The organism is Amycolatopsis sp. CFH S0740, from assembly GCF_004522315.1.
GTDB lineage: Bacteria > Actinomycetota > Actinomycetes > Mycobacteriales > Pseudonocardiaceae > Amycolatopsis > Amycolatopsis nivea.
The window spans coordinates 56942-72156 of the sequence record NZ_SDLS01000042.1 but is presented as its reverse complement, the minus strand read 5'-3'; the positions used below and the strand labels follow the sequence as shown (position 1 = coordinate 72156).

17 protein-coding genes are annotated in these 15215 nt (G+C 70.4%); 4 read left to right on the top strand and 13 right to left on the bottom strand.

Annotation, left to right across the window (positions count from 1 at the left end; all coding sequences use genetic code 11):
- Window positions 1-79 precede the first annotated feature (79 nt).
- The 3 genes from EIZ45_RS41900 to EIZ45_RS41890 are packed head-to-tail and all read right to left on the bottom strand — an operon-like array spanning window position 80 to window position 2233.
- On the bottom strand, window positions 80-541 hold the full coding sequence (locus EIZ45_RS41900; RefSeq protein ID WP_134669184.1) for a DUF6098 family protein: 462 nt from the start codon (window positions 539-541) through the stop codon (window positions 80-82).
- Window positions 542-576: 35 nt separating this feature from the next.
- Window positions 577-780, bottom strand: coding sequence for a hypothetical protein (locus EIZ45_RS41895; RefSeq protein WP_370318242.1), 204 nt, complete (start codon window positions 778-780; stop codon window positions 577-579).
- Window positions 767-2233: an aminotransferase class I/II-fold pyridoxal phosphate-dependent enzyme gene (locus EIZ45_RS41890; RefSeq protein WP_134669186.1), complete on the bottom strand. Its 1467-nt coding sequence runs from the start codon at window positions 2231-2233 to the stop codon at window positions 767-769. Before EIZ45_RS41890 ends, EIZ45_RS41895 begins: the two co-directional genes overlap by 14 nt.
- A 101-nt stretch (window positions 2234-2334) precedes the next feature.
- Between EIZ45_RS41890 and EIZ45_RS46335 the strand changes: the two genes are divergently transcribed.
- Both EIZ45_RS46335 and EIZ45_RS41885 read left to right on the top strand, forming a co-directional pair.
- Window positions 2335-2508 carry a hypothetical protein gene (locus EIZ45_RS46335; RefSeq protein ID WP_158691544.1) on the top strand — a complete coding sequence of 58 codons (174 nt, stop codon included), beginning with the start codon at window positions 2335-2337 and terminating at the stop codon, window positions 2506-2508.
- A gap of 313 nt (window positions 2509-2821) precedes the next feature.
- Window positions 2822-3691 carry a serine hydrolase gene (locus EIZ45_RS41885; RefSeq protein ID WP_134669188.1) on the top strand — a complete coding sequence of 290 codons (870 nt, stop codon included), beginning with the start codon at window positions 2822-2824 and terminating at the stop codon, window positions 3689-3691.
- A gap of 35 nt (window positions 3692-3726) precedes the next feature.
- Here the strand turns inward: EIZ45_RS41885 and EIZ45_RS41880 are convergent, their stop codons facing one another.
- Window positions 3727-4206 (bottom strand): hemerythrin domain-containing protein, encoded by a 480-nt coding sequence (locus EIZ45_RS41880; protein WP_134669190.1) that lies wholly within the window; start codon window positions 4204-4206, stop codon window positions 3727-3729.
- A 155-nt stretch (window positions 4207-4361) separates the two neighbouring features.
- On the opposite strand from EIZ45_RS41880, the gene EIZ45_RS41875 reads away from it, so the two are divergent.
- Window positions 4362-5456, top strand: coding sequence for a glutamate--cysteine ligase (locus EIZ45_RS41875; RefSeq protein WP_134669192.1), 1095 nt, complete (start codon window positions 4362-4364; stop codon window positions 5454-5456).
- A 241-nt stretch (window positions 5457-5697) separates the two neighbouring features.
- Here EIZ45_RS41875 and EIZ45_RS41870 read toward each other — a convergent pair whose 3' ends face one another.
- The 7 genes from EIZ45_RS41870 to EIZ45_RS47190 form a co-directional block, all read right to left on the bottom strand.
- On the bottom strand, window positions 5698-6513 hold the full coding sequence (locus EIZ45_RS41870) for a DUF1206 domain-containing protein (protein WP_043839919.1): 816 nt from the start codon (window positions 6511-6513) through the stop codon (window positions 5698-5700).
- A 74-nt stretch (window positions 6514-6587) separates the two neighbouring features.
- Window positions 6588-7055, bottom strand: coding sequence for an STAS domain-containing protein (locus tag EIZ45_RS41865; protein WP_051173266.1), 468 nt, complete (start codon window positions 7053-7055; stop codon window positions 6588-6590).
- A gap of 388 nt (window positions 7056-7443) precedes the next feature.
- The gene (locus EIZ45_RS47200) at window positions 7444-7647 is read right to left on the bottom strand and encodes a serine hydrolase (RefSeq protein ID WP_043839917.1); all 204 of its coding nucleotides are present in this window, start codon (window positions 7645-7647) and stop codon (window positions 7444-7446) included.
- A 67-nt stretch (window positions 7648-7714) separates the two neighbouring features.
- Window positions 7715-8095 (bottom strand): VWA-like domain-containing protein, encoded by a 381-nt coding sequence (locus tag EIZ45_RS47195; RefSeq protein ID WP_240690920.1) that lies wholly within the window; start codon window positions 8093-8095, stop codon window positions 7715-7717.
- The gene (locus EIZ45_RS41855) at window positions 8092-8913 is read right to left on the bottom strand and encodes a hypothetical protein (RefSeq protein ID WP_240690921.1); all 822 of its coding nucleotides are present in this window, start codon (window positions 8911-8913) and stop codon (window positions 8092-8094) included. The genes EIZ45_RS47195 and EIZ45_RS41855 overlap by 4 nt, the downstream gene beginning before the upstream one ends.
- Window positions 8913-10115: a MoxR family ATPase gene (locus EIZ45_RS41850; RefSeq protein WP_134669195.1), complete on the bottom strand. Its 1203-nt coding sequence runs from the start codon at window positions 10113-10115 to the stop codon at window positions 8913-8915. The genes EIZ45_RS41855 and EIZ45_RS41850 overlap by 1 nt, the downstream gene beginning before the upstream one ends.
- An 18-nt stretch (window positions 10116-10133) precedes the next feature.
- Window positions 10134-11582, bottom strand: a complete 1449-nt coding sequence (locus EIZ45_RS47190) for a hypothetical protein (protein WP_235147163.1) — start codon at window positions 11580-11582, stop codon at window positions 10134-10136.
- Between the two features lie 263 nt (window positions 11583-11845).
- Between EIZ45_RS47190 and EIZ45_RS41840 the strand changes: the two genes are divergently transcribed.
- On the top strand, window positions 11846-12460 hold the full coding sequence (locus EIZ45_RS41840) for a TetR/AcrR family transcriptional regulator (RefSeq protein WP_043839911.1): 615 nt from the start codon (window positions 11846-11848) through the stop codon (window positions 12458-12460).
- Between the two features lie 117 nt (window positions 12461-12577).
- Here EIZ45_RS41840 and EIZ45_RS41835 read toward each other — a convergent pair whose 3' ends face one another.
- Together EIZ45_RS41835 and EIZ45_RS41830 are read right to left on the bottom strand one after the other, a co-directional pair.
- Window positions 12578-14260, bottom strand: a complete 1683-nt coding sequence (locus EIZ45_RS41835; protein WP_134669197.1) for a 3-ketosteroid-delta-1-dehydrogenase — start codon at window positions 14258-14260, stop codon at window positions 12578-12580.
- Window positions 14261-14354: 94 nt separating this feature from the next.
- Window positions 14355-15194 (bottom strand): alpha/beta fold hydrolase, encoded by an 840-nt coding sequence (locus EIZ45_RS41830; protein WP_134669199.1) that lies wholly within the window; start codon window positions 15192-15194, stop codon window positions 14355-14357.
- Window positions 15195-15215: the final 21 nt, after the last annotated feature.

The window sequence follows — 15215 nt, the reverse complement described above, 5'->3', positions numbered from 1 at the left end:
AGATTCCCAGTCCAACTTCCGGGGAGCAGTTCATTCCCGCAGGGTTCCCCTCACGTCCAGTCCGCCGCGTAGTGGCAGGTCACGATTGCCGGTCCATGGAGCCCCAGTCCGCGGGGGCTTCCTGATCGACCAGCCGCAGCGCTTCGTGCATGACGGCGTCCTCGATCCAGGCCAGCGGCTCCGCGTCCACGACCAGCGGCTCGTTGTCCGGGCCCCGCGCGATCTCCCTGCCCCGCAACAGCCACGGACGCACGCCGGGGCCGCCGCGTTCGCGCAGGTGCTGGTAGTCGTGCAGGCGCCGGGCCAGCCACAGCCGGAGCGAGCGGCCGCGCCACCACGGCTGCCGGGCCAGCGAGTTCGCCGACAGTCCCGGCAGCAGCATCCCGGTGAGCCCGTCGCGGCTTTCCTCGCCGGAGCGCAGGTCCGCGTCCGGTCCGCGCGACCACCGGACGTACAGGTCGTCCTCGCCGGCCCGGCGGAACGCCGAGACCAGTTCGTCGAGGTCCCGCACGACGGGCAGCCGGTTGTCCCATTCCGTCATGGGCCCGGGATTACCCGCGTCCGGCGGAGGCAACCTCAGCGGGCGACGACCCGCACGCCCCGCAGCAACGGATCCACCGGATCGGGCAGGAACATGCCCGCGGCCACCCCGCTCCGCAGATAGTCGAGCATCGGCCGGGTCAGCACCTCGCCGGGCAGCACGGCCGGGACGCCGGGCGGATACGGGCTCATTCTTTCGGCGACAATCCGTCCAGCGGAGGCAACCTCAGCAGGCGACAACCCGCACGCCCCGCAGCAATGGATCCACCGGATCGGGCAGGAACATGCCCGCGGCCACCCCGCTTCGCAGGTAGTCGAGCATCGGCCGGGTCAGCACCTCGCCAGGCAACACGGCAGGCACGCCAGGCGGGTACGGGCTCATCGTTTCGGCGACGATCCGTCCGGCGGCCTTCTCGACCGGGATCTGTTCGGCCGGGCCGAAGAAGGCGTCGCGCGGCAGCATGGCCTGGTCCGGTTCCAGGTCCTCGGGTGCGGGCAGGTCCACCGTTTTCGCGCGGGGCAGCTCATCGGCGTGATCGGACAACGCTTGCAGCGCCTCGACCAGCCGGGCGGCAGTCTCCTCGTCGTCGCCGACGGTCAGCTGGGCGGCGATCCGGCGATGGTCGGAAAGGCCGACGTCGACCCGCTGGTGTTCGCGCAGCCAGTGGTTCGCGTCGTAGCCGGAGCAGCCGAGGCCGGACACGTCGATCAGCATTTTCAGCGGGTCCCGGTCGTCCGCCCGGCCGGGGCCGAGGAGTTCGGCGTCGCCCAGCACGGTGATCCCGGCGATTCCGGCCAGCCGCTTCCGGGTGTCCGCGGCCAGCTCCAACACGGTGTCGAGCAGGCCCTTTCCGTGTTCGACCATCTGCCTGCGCCAGCCGTCGAGTCCGGCGTAGACGAGCGACGACGGGCTGGTCGTGTCGAGCAGGTCGGCGCGCATGGCGAGCACGTCGGCGTCGACCAGGTCTCCGCGCAGGTGGTAGACCGAGCCCTGTTCCAGGCCCGCGCCCATCTTGTGCACGCTCGTCACGCACAGGTCGGCGCCCGCGTCCATCGCCCACGCCGGCAGGTCCGGGTGGAACGGGAAGTGCGCGCCCCAGGCTTCGTCGACGATCAACGGCACCCCGCGTTCGTGGCAGATCCGCGCGACGCCGCGGATGTCCGCGCAGGACCCGTAATCGGTCGGCGTGATCAGCAGCATTCCCTTCGCTGCCGGGTGTTCCGCGAAGGCCGCCTCGGTTTCTTCCGGACCGGGCGGGTGGGCGAAGTGCAGGGTCCGGTCCCAGCGCGGGGACACCCACACCGGCCGGACGCCGCTCAGGATGAGCCCGGCGACCACGGATTTGTGCACGTTCCGGGAGATCAGCAGTTCTTCGCCCGGACCCGCGACCGACAGCATCGCCGATTTGACCGACAGCGAACTGCCGCAGGTCGAGAAGAACGCGCGGTCCGCGTGCACCGCGTCCGCCATGAGGTCTTCGGCCTCGTTCAGGACGCCGCGGGTGAGCGCCCGGTCGTCGAGCCCGTTCATCAGGATGATGTCCGAGGCGAACACGTCGCGGCCGACGATCTCCGTCAGCCGGGGGTCGGCGCCGCGGCTCTGTTTGTGCCCGGGCGGCAGGAAGGACACGTGCCCGGACGCGCGGAACCGCCGGATCGCCTCGAGCACTGGTGCGCGGGAATGATCGGCCACCCGCCCCGCTTACCCAGCCGGGCCGATCTCAAACAACGACCCGTTTCAGGGGCCCCGGAAGGGGTAATCCCCGCTGGTCTTCACCCGGAGACGGAGGAATCATGACTCAGATGACAGAACAACCGCAGCAGGCAGGCGGCTCGCTCGCGACGCCGCGGCGCACGTGGATCGGCGACCACGACCCGACGGACCAGAACTGGCAGGAGGTCGGCGACGAGATCCAGCTGGCCGCCCAGCGGGCCGGAAGGGCGTGGCAGCAGCCGGAAACCGATTGAGCGAAACCCCGGGACCGACGACGGCGAAGAGGGATGATCGGGCAGGCGCAGGCGCCTGAACGTCCTCCGGCTTTCGCCGCCGTCGCTTTGCGCGCACCCTCGACCGCCGTCGCCGCACCCCTGTCGACGGTCTAGTCGTCGCAGGTCAGCGCGGCGCGGGTCGGCCAGATGGCCGATGCCCGGACGGGGTTGCCCGCCGACTGGCCTGAATGGACGGACTTTTCGGACGATCCTGTCCGTCCCCTGGTCTCCCTACCTTCGGAGCGCTCCCGCTTCCCGCAGAAGCGGACCGTTGCCGAAGGAGTGCGCATCGATGAAGATGCTCGTGGGGCTCGCCGCGCTTGCCGTCGCGGGAGGTCTGGTCGCCGCGATCTGCCTGGCCGCCAACTCCGGCGGCACCGACTGGCAAGCCGCGTGCAGAACGGCCCCGGCTTCGACATCAGACAAGCGCTCCGGAGCCGTCGCGGACGCCCGGAAAGCGTTGCTGAGCAACGGGAACGACCCCCGGCTCGAGATGGAGGTCGTCGACCTCGACGCGTGCGCGGTGGAGGTCGGCTGGAAGGCCGATCAGCCGCAGCCGACGGCGTCGGTGGTGAAACTGCTCATCGCGCTTGATCTCCTCGACCGGTCCGGAGTCCCCGAAGACAGCGAGGCCGACGCCGTCCACGCCATGCTCGCGGCCAGCGACGACCGCGTCGCCAGCCGGTTCTGGCAGCAACTCGGCGGACCGGCGCTCGTCCGGCGGCAGGCCGGGAAACTGGGGCTCACGCACACTTCGCCGCCCGACGATCCCGGCCAGTGGGGGTCGACGAAGATGTCGCCGGAGGACGTCGTCACGGTGTACCGGCACATCACCTCGGCACGGTCCGACGACGAACGCGATTTTCTGACCGAGGCGCTGGAAAGCGCTCCGCTCACCGCCGCCGACGGGTTCGACCAGCATTTCGGGATCCCGCGTGCCTTCCCCGGTGCGACGTGGGCGATCAAACAGGGCTGGGGCACGTCGGAGGGGCGGCGGGTGCTCAACACGACCGGTCTGGTCCGGACCGGGTCGCGGACGTTCGCGGTCGCGGTGATGAGCACGTGGGACGACAGCATCGATGTCGGGACCGCGACCAAGGCGCTCACTACGGCCACGGGGGCGTTGAAGGATTCGCTTGTCGCTAACGGCAAGCTCACCTGAGCTTTGTCCTTTGTGGACCCACGCGTGCGCCCAGTTCAGGCTTTGGCGCTCTGCAGTTTCAGCGGATTCTTCGGCGCGTTCGGCCGCGCGTCGATCATCCGCTGCCCCAATTCCTGCAACTGCTTGCGGCCCATGGCCGAGCGGACCTCCGGGAACCACTCGTCTTCTTCTTCCTCGACGTGGTGGCGGACGTTTTCGGTCAGGACGGTCACCTTCGCGTCGAAGGTTTCGTCCTCCGGGTCCAGGTCGAGCAGCTCCGACAGCATCCACACCACGACGTGGTGCTCTTCGACGCTTTCCAGGACGTGGTCCTTGGTCTCCGGCACGGCTTCCTTGGCCGCCGGGTAGAAGATCTCTTCTTCGATGTAGGCGTGAATGGTGAGCTCTTCGATGATCGAGTCGACGATGCGGCGCTTTTTCTGGTAAGCCTTGTCGCCCGCTTTCTCGAACTCCTTGAAAAGCTTCTCCACCGTCTTGTGGTCGTTCTTGAGCAGCACGATCGCGTCGGTCGACATCGGGGTCCTCCCAGTGCGGTCCGGGCGCGGGCAGCGCAGGGTCACCCGCCCGCCGTTTCTCGGTCCGCTGATTACCCTTTTCCGGGCCGGGAAAACGTCGTTTGCGCGCGAGGCCGCCGGGGTACTCCGATGCCCCCGACCCCAGGAGAACCTCGGTGAACGACCAGACCGGCGACGAGCTGACCTTCGGCATCGAGGAGGAGTTCTTCGTCGTCGACCGCGACGGCCGGCTGGCCCAGGCGGACGACGTCGTCGACCGCGCCGCGGAAACGGGCGGCGACAACGGCGAACTGCAGCACGAACTGACCCAGGCGCAGGCCGAGATCGCCACCGACGTCTGCCGGACCCGTGGCGAGGCACTGCAGCGGCTGCGCGAGTTGCGCGAGGATCTGGCGGCGGCCGCCCGGCGGCAGAACCGCCGGTTGCTGCCCGCGGCCTCGCCGCCGGTGTCGGAGGAGGGGTTGCCGGACGTCACGCCGAGTCCGCGCTACGAGCGGATCGGCGAGCATTTCGGGGCGACCGCGCGGACGTCGCTGACCTGCGGCTGCCACGTGCACGTCGCGATCCCGGACAAGGAGACCGGCATCCAGGTGCTCGGGCGGATCCGGCCGTGGCTGCCGGCGTTGCTGACCGTGACGGCGAATTCCGCGATCGCCGACGGCTACGACACCGGTTACCGCAGCTGGCGCTACCAGCAATGGAGCCGCTGGCCCTCGGCCGGCCCGCCCCCGCGGTTCGCGTCGCTCGACGAGTACGAAAGCGTCGTCGACGCGTGGCTGCGCTCGGGCGCGATCCTCGACCGCGGGATGGTCTACTGGGACGCCCGGCTCTCGGAGAAGCAGCCGACGATCGAGTTCCGCATCGCCGACGTCGCCGCGACGCCCGAGGAGGCGGTCTTGCTGGGAGTGCTCGCGCGAGGCCTGGTCGCCACCGCACTGGCGGACGACGATCCCCCGCCGGACCTGCCGAACGAGGTGCTGCGCGCCCACCTCTGGCGCGCGTCGCGGGACGGCATCAGCGGTTGTTGCCCGCACCCGCGGAGTGGCGATTTGGCCCCGGCGAAGGCGGTGCTCGCGGATTTGATCGAGGTGACGTCGTCCGCGCTGGAATCGGCCGGGGATCTGGAGTTCGCGCAGGAGGCGACGGCACAGCTGTGTGCCGAGGGCTGCGGCGCGGACCGGCAACGGCGGCGGTTCGCTGAGCGGGGGCGGGGCGAGGATGTCGTGGACTTGCTCGCGGGCACTCCCTGACCGCCAGGCCCGTCAGCAACACCGCTCTGGCCGAGCTGACCTCATTCGAGATCCGCGCAGGAACCCACAGCGCAACTGTGCGCCGAAGGCTGCGGCGCGGACCGGCAACGGAACCGGTTCGCAGAGCGGTGGGGATGTCGTGGACTTGCTCGCGGGCACTCCCTGACCGCGGGCCGGTCTACGCCGGAACCAGACGATAAACGCGGCGAGCGACGGCACGGACCTGCTCGCAGGCACCCCCTCAGCGCCGATGCGCCCACGCCGCAGCCAAGCAATAAACACCGAACGCCGCGAGACCGAGCGCCACCACCGTCAGCAGCACCGCGCCGAACGGCTGGGCGGCGAGGGTTTTCAGGCTGGCATCCAACCCGCCCGCCTGTTTCGCGTCGGAGCGGAAACCGGCGTAGCCCAGCAGGAACGCGGTCACCGCGAAAACGACCGCCTTCGCCAGGTACCCGGTGCTGCCCAGCCATCCGACCCAGCGGCGGGTCTTGCCGGGCAGCCCGGCTAGGTCGAGATCCTCGAGAAAACTCTGCTTCACGCCCTTGATCCCGGCCGCGACGGCGACGCCGAGCACGATCGCGGCGGCGGCCACCACGAGTGCGGGACCGCCGGGCAACTGGAGCAGCTTCGCGGTGAATTCCTGCTGGGTCTGGTCGCTCGAACCACCGCCGCCCTGGCCCGCGGCGAGGCGGAAGGCGGTGGCGCCGATCGCGAGCACGACGATTCCTCGCGCGGCGGCGCCGAACCGTTTGCGCGTCCGTTTTCCGCCGCTGGTCCAGGTGTATCCGGTCGCGGCCATCAGGAACTGCCACAGCCCGAACGCGACGAGCCCGGCCGCGAGCACCCACAGCAGGACCTGGCCGAACGCCGTCGACCCGACCTCTTGCAACGCGCCCTTCTGGTCGGGCTGTCCGCCGCTGCCGGAGGCGACCCGCAGGGCGAGGTAGGCGAGGATGAGGTGCACGAGCGCGTAACAAACCATTCCGGCCCGGCCGAGCAGCTGGGCGGTGTCGGTCTTTTCGCCTCGGGCGACCTTGGCGGCGATCCGGTTCATGGGGTGGGGATACCCGCTGTTGCCCCGCTACCACTGGTCCAGGTGGCGCAATCCGCCACCTCGGTGAGCCAGGCTCACGGAGGGTAAGTCCACAGAGGACGCGTCCGCTTGAGCCAGGGCGGCACCGGGACCGGCTGCGCGGTTCTGCGGCGCGTGCGCGCGTTCAGAACGGCGTCGTCGAGGCTGCGCACGACGGGCAGCACGCGGTTGAGACCCAGCAACGCCAGCGGGCGCAGCACAGCCCGCTGTTGCGCGACCACCGCGAACCGCACTCCGGAACCGCGGGCGTTCTCGGCCAGTTCGGCGAGGGATTTCAGGACCCGGGCCGAGCAGAACGGCACCTCGGTCAGATCCACGAGCAGGGCAGGCGGCCGCAGCCCGAGTTCGCCGGACACGATCCGGCGGAGCCGGGGAACGTCGGCGGCGTCGAGGTCCCCGGCGAGGGTGACCACAGTCGACTTCGCGGTGCGGGCGAGCGTCGTCGCCGGGCGGCCGGCCGGGCACACGACGGTCAGGCTCAACGGCGGGGCGTTGCTGTGCATGATTTTCGTTCCCTCCTCGCGAAAAGCGGGGCGGGGACCGGGAACACGCGGGGCCGGGCCTGCGGTCGGAACGCCCCCTCGTTCGGCTGGTCGGGTGCGGCGAGACCGGCGATGCCGCCAACATACCTTCGGGGCGCCCGTTTTGCGCAACCCTGCCTCACCCGGCCGGCGGTACGCAGCGGAGTCAGGCGTCCTCGATCCGCCGGTCGATTTCTCGGATCACAGCAAGGCTGCCGTACTCCGCGTTCGACAGCACCGCGCGCCGATCGGCGGGTAGCTGACGATGTTCTGCCGCCACCCGGTGACCCGCCCCCGGCACCGACGACCGGATCCCAGCCCTCGGCAATGTCCACCACCGCTTCCCGGCGGTCGAAGAAATCCGACGCGGTCATGCCCCCTCCCCCGGCGGGAAATTCGGTGGCTTGGCGGCGAAATTCGGCAAATGGTCGCGCGTCCGGGTCAAGTCGACGATCTCGGTGATCGGCGTGTCCAGCTCCAGCCGTCCCTCGTCCACCAGCGGCAAGGCGGCCACCGCGGTGAAGAGCTTGGTGATGGACGCCGTATCGAACCGGAGGGCAAGCCGGTTCGGCACCGCCCACCGGCGGCTCGGGCGCTTAGCCAGGCGTCGAGGCCGGTGAAAGACATTCTCCGAAGGTAGCTCATCCCACCGTGACCACCCGGGCCCAATCGGGCGGGGCCTCCGGCCGGTAATCGGGGTCGTTTTCGTTCACCTGATGTTCCCGGCGGAACAGGCCCACCACCGTCCGGCACGGCGGTTTCGTGGCGGGCCAAGGGGTTTGGCCGTCGGTCAACCCCACGAGCACGTCCGGGCGCGGGCTGCCCTTCAGCGCTTCAGCGAAGCCGGCGCACAGATCCGTCCCGCCGCCGCCCATCAACGGGATTCCCTCGTCTCGGCACAACTGCGTGACATACGCGGCGGCGTCGCACGACAGCACCGAAACCAGATCGCGTCGACCGCCGACCGCGCGGACGATTGCGGCGATTTCGAGGATTGCGCTGCCCAATTCGGCGTCGCTCACCGAGCCGGAAGTGTCGACGATGACGCAAACCTGCGGCGGGCGGCGGCGCAGGCTCGGCAGGACGACGCCGGGCAGGCTGGCTGATCTGCCGCGGGACGGCCGTAGGTGTAGTCCTCGCCCGCGCCGGAAATCGCGGACCGGAGTGCCGCGCCCAGCAGTTTCCGCCACGGTTGCGGCGGGTGGAACGCTTCCTCGGCCCAGCGCTTCCAGCCCGCCGGGACCGCGCCGGGGTTGCCGTTGATGCCTTGCGCGACGCGGAACCGGACGGCGTCTCGCTCATGCTCGCTGAGTGCGTTCGCGCCGTCCGGGCCCAGCTCCCATTCCCGGTCCAGACCGTCGGCGCCGCTGCCGCAGTCGAGCCAGGCGTAACCCGCGGTGTAGGGGCCGAGGCGGAATTGCGTCAGGTACTCCTCCATCAGCTCCCCCTCGCGCAGCCTGAGCAGCTGCGGGTCGACGGCGCCCTCCGGCCGGACCAGGCCGTCGCCGAAGACGTCGTCGTTGATTTCGCAGTCGGCGGCGATGTTCATCCGCAATCGCTCCCCCGGCCCGGTGAGCTCGTGTTCCGCGGCGAACCGGTCGCTGCGGCCGTGGTGGTCGCGCAGCAGGTGGGAGACCTCGTGCACCCAGACCCCGGCCAGCTCCTCCAGCGGCATGCGGTCCACGAACCCCGGCGACACGTAGCAGCGCCAATGGCGGTCGACTGCCATCGTCGGCGCTCTCCGTGACTCCACCACATGCAAGGCGAACAGCGCAGTCGCCAGATACGGTCGCTGCCGGACGGCGTACAGCCGCGCGGCGTAGAGCTTCTCCTCGTCCATCACTTCTCCCCCGTGCGGTCCGCGCGCCGGGACAAGGCGACCGCTCCGGAAAGCCGCTCGATCGCCGGTGGGACCTGCCAGTCTTCGCGGCGCAGCGAGGCGAGTGTCGACGCGGGCCCGACCACCAGGTCCGGCGCACCGGTTTCCAGTGCCAGCACCAGCAGTGCCCACGCAGCGTCCCAGCGGGACTGATCCGGTCGTTTCCGTACGGCTTCCACCACACCGTCGAGCACGGTCTGGCGGAGGTCGCCGCGTTCGGGCAAGACGGCTGTGTGCGGGTTCGCGAGCAAGGCTTCCGGATCCGGCAAGTCCATTCGGTCGAGGCTGGCCAGCAGCTCCAGGCCCGGTCCGTCGCCGACCGTGCCCCTGACCAGCATGGACAGCACTTCCCGGGAAGCGCCCGCAGCGGTGGCGAAGGCGATCAGGCGCAGGGTCATTTCCCAGCTGCGCGGCGAGGGCCACGGACCGCCGCGGCGGGTTTCGCTCTTCGGCAGTTGGTGCACGAGGCCGGGCCGGGCGGTCAGCAGTCCGCAGGCCGCGCGGCGGGCGAACGTCACGGCGTCCGGCAGCAGCACTGGGTCTAGCTGGGGCAGCGTTGCCTTCGGCCACGTGCCGCCGAGTCCGCGCACCACGACGTCGTGGTCGTAGGTCCACTGCAGGTGCACGAAGCGGTTGGCCAGCGGCGGGCTCAGTTCCCAGCCGTCGGCCGCGGAGGAACGCGGGTTCGCGGCGGCCACGATCCGGACGCCCGGCGGAAGCCGCAGGGCACCGACCCGTCGTTCCAGCACGACCCGCAGCAGCGCGGCCTGAACGGCGGGCGGGGCGGTGGAAAGCTCGTCCAGGAACAGCAATCCCCGGCCTGCCCGGACCAGGCGCACGGCCCAGTCCGGCGGAGCCATCGGCACGCCCTGCACGGCGGGGTCGTCGCCGACCACCGGCAGGCCGGAGAAGTCGGACGGCTCGTGCACGCTGGCGATCACCGTCGTCAGCGGGAGTTCGAGGGCCTCGGCGAGGTGGTTCAGCGCGGCTGTCTTGCCGATGCCGGGCTCGCCCCACAGCAGCACCGGCAGATCGGCGGACACGGCCAGGGTCAAGGCTTCCAGCTGACTGTCGGGGCGCGGTTCGGTTTTCGTGTCGTCCAGCAGGGCGAGCAGATCGGCGGCGACGTCCAGCGGGCATCGGGTTTCAACGGAAATTTCCATGGCAGCAGACAGTTTCGATCACCTTTGGGGTTGGTTCAGCGAGTGGCGGCGGCGCGCCCGCCGGGTGGTGTCCGGAGCGGACCGAAGGGGTCCTCGACCGGCGAGTCCAGCCCGGTAGAGGCCGTGGACAACTTGGCCACGTACAGCCGTTTCGAGTTCTTCGCGCAGGGCTCCGCTGCGCAGGAGCACGTCCGGTCCGAGCAGACTTTCGACGACGGCGAGAGCACCGGCGGCGTCGCCGTGGTCCAGCCGCGCGCGGACGTCCACGAGGTTTCCCGGCGACCGGTGCGCCTCGTCGATTGCCCGCAGGCACGGCAGTTCGGGGCCGCCCAGCGCGCCCAGGAGTTCCTCGCGGCGGATCTCGCCGGGGTCGTGGTCCAGCGGGACGAGCACGCCGTCCACCACGCCGATCCGATGGGTGGCGCCGCGGCACTCGACGGGACGGGAATTCCTTGTGTGGCCGGGGTTTTGTGCCGTGCTGGTCCGAGGACCGGGCCGGAGTGCCGCCGCGACGAGCGGATGCAGCTGACTGGCTTCGAGCAGTCCGGCGTGGAGCAGTTCCAGGTCGGGCAGGACCCAGGTCGCGGCGTCCGGCAGGACCGGGATCCTGCCGGTGGGGTTTCGCCCGCCCAGGTTCAAGGTCAGCCGGTGCCGGGAGGTGAGCCGGACGGAGACGAGGCCGCCCGTGCTGCCCTCCGCGCGCAGCAGCAGCTCCGCCTCGGCCAGCCACCGGTCTACGGCGCAGTGGCCGATTTCGGGCGGGATCGGGCGGGGGCGGTCCGGCGGCCGGTGGCTCGACAGTTCGCGCAACTCGCCCGAGCTGTGGCCCGTTCCCGGCGGGAACGAGCTGCTTTGGTCCGGCGGGCAGCGGCTCGACCGGTCCTGCAACTCGCCCGTTCCCGGCAGGAACGAACAGGTCCGGTCCGGCGGCCAATCCCCCGGCCGGTCCCGAAACTCGCCCGTTCCGGGCAGGATCGGGCTGGCGCGGTCCGGTGGCCAACGCCCCGACCGCTCCCCCAACTCGCCCGCGCGGCGCACGTCCCACAGGTGGCGGTGCAGATCCAGGCGATAACGCCGATCAGGCCGGGGATGCGGGTGCAGACCGGCACCGCGCTGCGAAGGCGACCACAGCGCAAGGCTGATCCGCTGCCCGGCAGCCGCCCACGCCGGCGGCGTGCGCGCGACGAGCTGGACGTCGCCGTAGCGGGCCAGGGACACGGTGAGTCCTGGACGCAGCAGGCCGTCCGGGGCGATTCTCGGGAAATGCCAGCGGAGCAGGTCAGGAGCCAGCTGCCGGAGATCGGCGCGGATCTGCGCGGCCAGCCCAGCGCCGTGGACCCGGCTTGCCGTTCGCAGGTTCAGATCCACGTCGACGCGGGCGGCGGCGCAGGCTCCGGCCCAGTCGCCCGCGGCCCGGCGGGCAGTCGCTGACTCGATCATCGACAGCGGCACGGCAAACTGTCGCACGAGCGCCCAGGAAAGAAGACGAGGATTCTCGTTCGCGGGGAATGGGTGCATCAGCACTCACCTGGGGCGAACGGAACCTCCGATCTGCACGAGTAGTCGTTCATCACACCCGAGCGTAGCAGGATCGGCGCGGCTCGCGCCGGAACGTGTCATATTCTGACACCCGTGGCCGGACGGCGCGTTGTTCCGCAGAGCGGTCAGCGGGCAGCACCAGGCGCGTCCGGGCGGCTACGGTCCATGCACGCGACAGGGAGGGAGTCCTGGTGACGGAGCCGAAACGGCAGACCCTCACCGAGCGCCGGGCCGAGGAGCTGCGGATGAGCATCGCGCTCACCGCACGCGACCTGTTCGTGGCCGAGGGCCACACGGCGGTCACTGTCGAGCGGATCTGCGAGATCGTCGGGATCAACCCGCGGACGTTCCACCGGCACTTCCCGGTCAAGGAGGACGTCCTGATGCCGCTGCTGCGCCGCAGCGAACGCGTCATCCTCCAGGGGCTCGAGGACGCGCCGGACGACGCGGATCCGGTCGAGGTCCTGACCGCCGCGCTCACCACGGAGCTGAACCGGCGTCAGGTGCCGGAGTACGACCACCAGATCATGACGCTCATCGTCAACACGCCGCAGTACCGGCTCCGGTTCGTGGAGTGGTGCGAGGGGCTCAGCGAGGCGGTGACGCGGTTTCTGGCGCGGTATTACGAGCTCGACGAGGACCCGTTCCTGCGCGAGCTTCCGGCGCTGCTGGTGATCCAGACCATGCGGCACGCGCTGATCCGGTGGGTGCAGAACGGCGGGTCCGATGACTTCGCGGACATCGAACGGTGGGAAGCGCGCGGGTTGCGCCTGGCGTTGAGCGGATTGACCCGGCTCGCCAAATAGTCCTTTGTGGACCAAACACGCCGCGTGACGCCGGTGAACGTACATGAGGGGAACCCTCAGGGAATCTGATTCCCTGAGGGTTCCCCTCATGTACGACTCGGTCGTGCAGCGGGCGGGCTACGAAGACGCGCCCGCCGCGTGGAGCGCCGCGATGTACCCGTACACCACGCCCTGTCCGATCGTCGCGCCCGCGCCCGGGTACGACGCGCCGAAGGCGTTCGCCGCCGTGTTTCCGATCGCGTACAGGCCTTCCACCACGGTGCCGTCCTCGCGCAGGACTCGGGCGTGTTCGTCGGCGACCAATCCCCCGCACGTGCCGAGGTCGCTCAGGACCACCTTCACCGCGTAGTACGGCGCGCGGTGCAGCGGGGCCAGGTTCGGGTTGGGGGCGATCGTGGGGTCGCCGTAGTAACGGTCGTACGCGCTGTCGCCGCGGCCGAAGGCGGTGTCGCGTCCGGTGGCGGCGAGAGCGTTGAACTGCTGGAAGGTGTCCTGGAAGGAATCCGCCGGGACGCCGATCGCCCGGGCGAGTGCGCCGAGGTCGTCCGACTTGTGGGCGATTCCTGCCCGGTACCACGATTCCGGGAGCGGCTGCCGCGGGAAGCAGCGGCCGGCGAGGATGTAGCTGTCGCGGTAGCGCTGGTCGAAAACCAGCCACATCTCCTCGACCGGCGTCCCGGCCCGGTCGCGCGCCAGGATTTCCTGCCCGAACGACATGTAGTCGGTCGCCTCGTTGATGAACCGTTTCCCGGTCTGGTCGACGATGAACGAACCTGGCAGCGAACGTTCGGCGAGCATGACCGCCGGGGCGCCGCCCGGCACCGGGGCGAAGGCGGGGAACCACCAGGCCTGGTCCAGCAAAGCGGTGCCCGCGCCGAGTTCCTGGCCGGCGAGGATGCCGTCGCCGGTGTTGCCTTCCGCACCCAGGCTGTACTCGCCGAGCCGCGGCGACTGGAACTTGTGCCGTGCCTCGACGTCGTGGTCGAAGCCGCCCGCGGCCAGGACGACGCCGCGCCGGGCCTGCACGGTGACTTCGCGATCCCCTTGCCGCAGAACGGCTCCGGTGACCCGGTCGCCGTCGCGCAGCAGGCGGACGAGGGCGGTCTCTGTCCACACGGGAATGCCCGCGCGCAGCACGCCCGCGAACATCCCGGCCGCAAGCGCTTGCCCGCCCGCCAGGTAGTCGCGGCCGATCAGCATGCCGCCGATGCCCAGCGCGGCCCGGGCGAAGATCCGCGGCAACGCCTTGAGCGGCTTGCGCGCCACCAGGTTCATCCACTTGTAGTCCGCGCCGGTGACCGGCATCGGGACCGGCGCTTCCATCACGCCGGGACGCAGCCGGGGCCGCTCGTCGCCGAGGACGGAGGCGTTGAACGGACGGCATTCGCACGTCCGGCCTTCCGCACGGCCGCCCGGTTCCTCGGGGTGGTAGTCGGAATAGCCCTTGGCCCAGAAGAACCGCATGGGAGTGGTGCGGCGCAGCATGTCGACGGCGGCGGCGCCGTGTTCGAGGTAGGCGCGGCCGCGTTCGGCCGGGGCCGAGTCGCCGACCACGGCGTTCAGGTAGGTGCCCGCGTCGGCGACCGAGCGGTCCGGCAACGCGGCGTTCCCGGGGATCCAGAACGCCCCGCCGGAACGCGCGGTCGATCCGCCGACATAGCCGGTCTTCTCGACGACCAAAGTGGACAGTCCGCGTTCGTGGGCCGCGAGCGCGGCGGCCATCCCGGTTCCCGAGCCGACGACGAGGAGATCGACGGTCGTGTCCTCGGCAGGCACGAGCGCGGGCATTTTCTTCTTCATGTCCTTCGAACTCCACTTCGTTCTCGGCAGGAGGCCGGGTCACCGTATTTCGCCGGGTGCGCCGGTCCCCCGGCCGAGTCCAGTCAGCGGAACATCAGCGGCCGAGGAAAGCCAGGACAGTGGCTTCCCAGGCGGCTTTCTGCTCGATCATCACCCAGTGCCCGCAGTTCGGGAAGATGTGCACCTCGCCCTGCGGCAGGGCGCGCATCGGGAGCAACGCCATGTCGACCGGGCTGACGCGGTCGTCGCGCCCCCAGGTGACCAGGGTCGGGACGTCGAGGCGGCGAAGCTGGGCCCAGGCCGGGGTTTCCGCGCTGCGTGCGGCGGCCGCCATCGCGGCCAGTGCCGCCGCGCCGTACATCCGGCGCGAGTTCTCCAGCGTGGCGGGATCCGTTGCCTGGCTCCAGCGTTCCTCGATCAGTTCCTCGGTGACCATCGCCTGGTCGTAGACCATCGAACGCAGCCAGGCGACGAGCGCGGCACGGGTCGGGTTTTCGACGAACTCGCTGAGCCGGACGATCCCTTCCCCGGGCTGGGCACTGAAAATCGGGGTTCCGATGCCGCCGATCGTGACCAGCCGCTCGACGCGTTCGGGGGCCGCGAGGGAGAAATCCGTCGCGACGAACCCGCCCATCGAGTTGCCGACCATGCGCACGCGATCCAGGGACAGACCGTCGAGCAGCGCGCGCACGGCTGTCCTGGCGGACTGCATCGGGTGTACAGCACCGAAATCGTCGCTGACCCCGAAACCCGGGAACTCCAGGACGATCGTGCGATAGTGCTGGGCGAAGGTCGGCAGGTTGGCGCCGAAGTTGCGCCAGCCGGTCACGCCGGGCCCGGAACCGTGCAGCAGCACCAAAGGCGGGCCGTCGCCGCTTTCCCGGTAGCGCAGCACACCGTGCTCGGTGGGGAGTTCAAGCAGTTCGGGGGTCATGGCCCGACCTTGCCAGCGGAA

Bases quoted from the DNA above. Each gene is read 5' to 3' on its own strand.
- EIZ45_RS41855 (WP_240690921.1), bottom strand. From the start codon at position 8,913: ATGGACGAGGAGAAGCTCTACGCCGCGCGGCTGTACGCCGTCCGGCAG.
- EIZ45_RS41900 (WP_134669184.1), bottom strand. From the start codon at position 541: ATGACGGAATGGGACAACCGGCTGCCCGTCGTGCGGGACCTCGACGAA.
- EIZ45_RS41880 (WP_134669190.1), bottom strand. From the start codon at position 4,206: ATGTCGACCGACGCGATCGTGCTGCTCAAGAACGACCACAAGACGGTG.
- EIZ45_RS41870 (WP_043839919.1), bottom strand. From the start codon at position 6,513: ATGAACCGGATCGCCGCCAAGGTCGCCCGAGGCGAAAAGACCGACACC.
- EIZ45_RS41835 (WP_134669197.1), bottom strand. From the start codon at position 14,260: ATGAAGAAGAAAATGCCCGCGCTCGTGCCTGCCGAGGACACGACCGTC.
- EIZ45_RS41865 (WP_051173266.1), bottom strand. From the start codon at position 7,055: ATGCACAGCAACGCCCCGCCGTTGAGCCTGACCGTCGTGTGCCCGGCC.
- EIZ45_RS41830 (WP_134669199.1), bottom strand. From the start codon at position 15,194: ATGACCCCCGAACTGCTTGAACTCCCCACCGAGCACGGTGTGCTGCGC.
- EIZ45_RS41850 (WP_134669195.1), bottom strand. From the start codon at position 10,115: ATGGAAATTTCCGTTGAAACCCGATGCCCGCTGGACGTCGCCGCCGAT.
- EIZ45_RS41885 (WP_134669188.1), top strand. From the start codon at position 2,822: ATGAAGATGCTCGTGGGGCTCGCCGCGCTTGCCGTCGCGGGAGGTCTG.
- EIZ45_RS46335 (WP_158691544.1), top strand. From the start codon at position 2,335: ATGACTCAGATGACAGAACAACCGCAGCAGGCAGGCGGCTCGCTCGCG.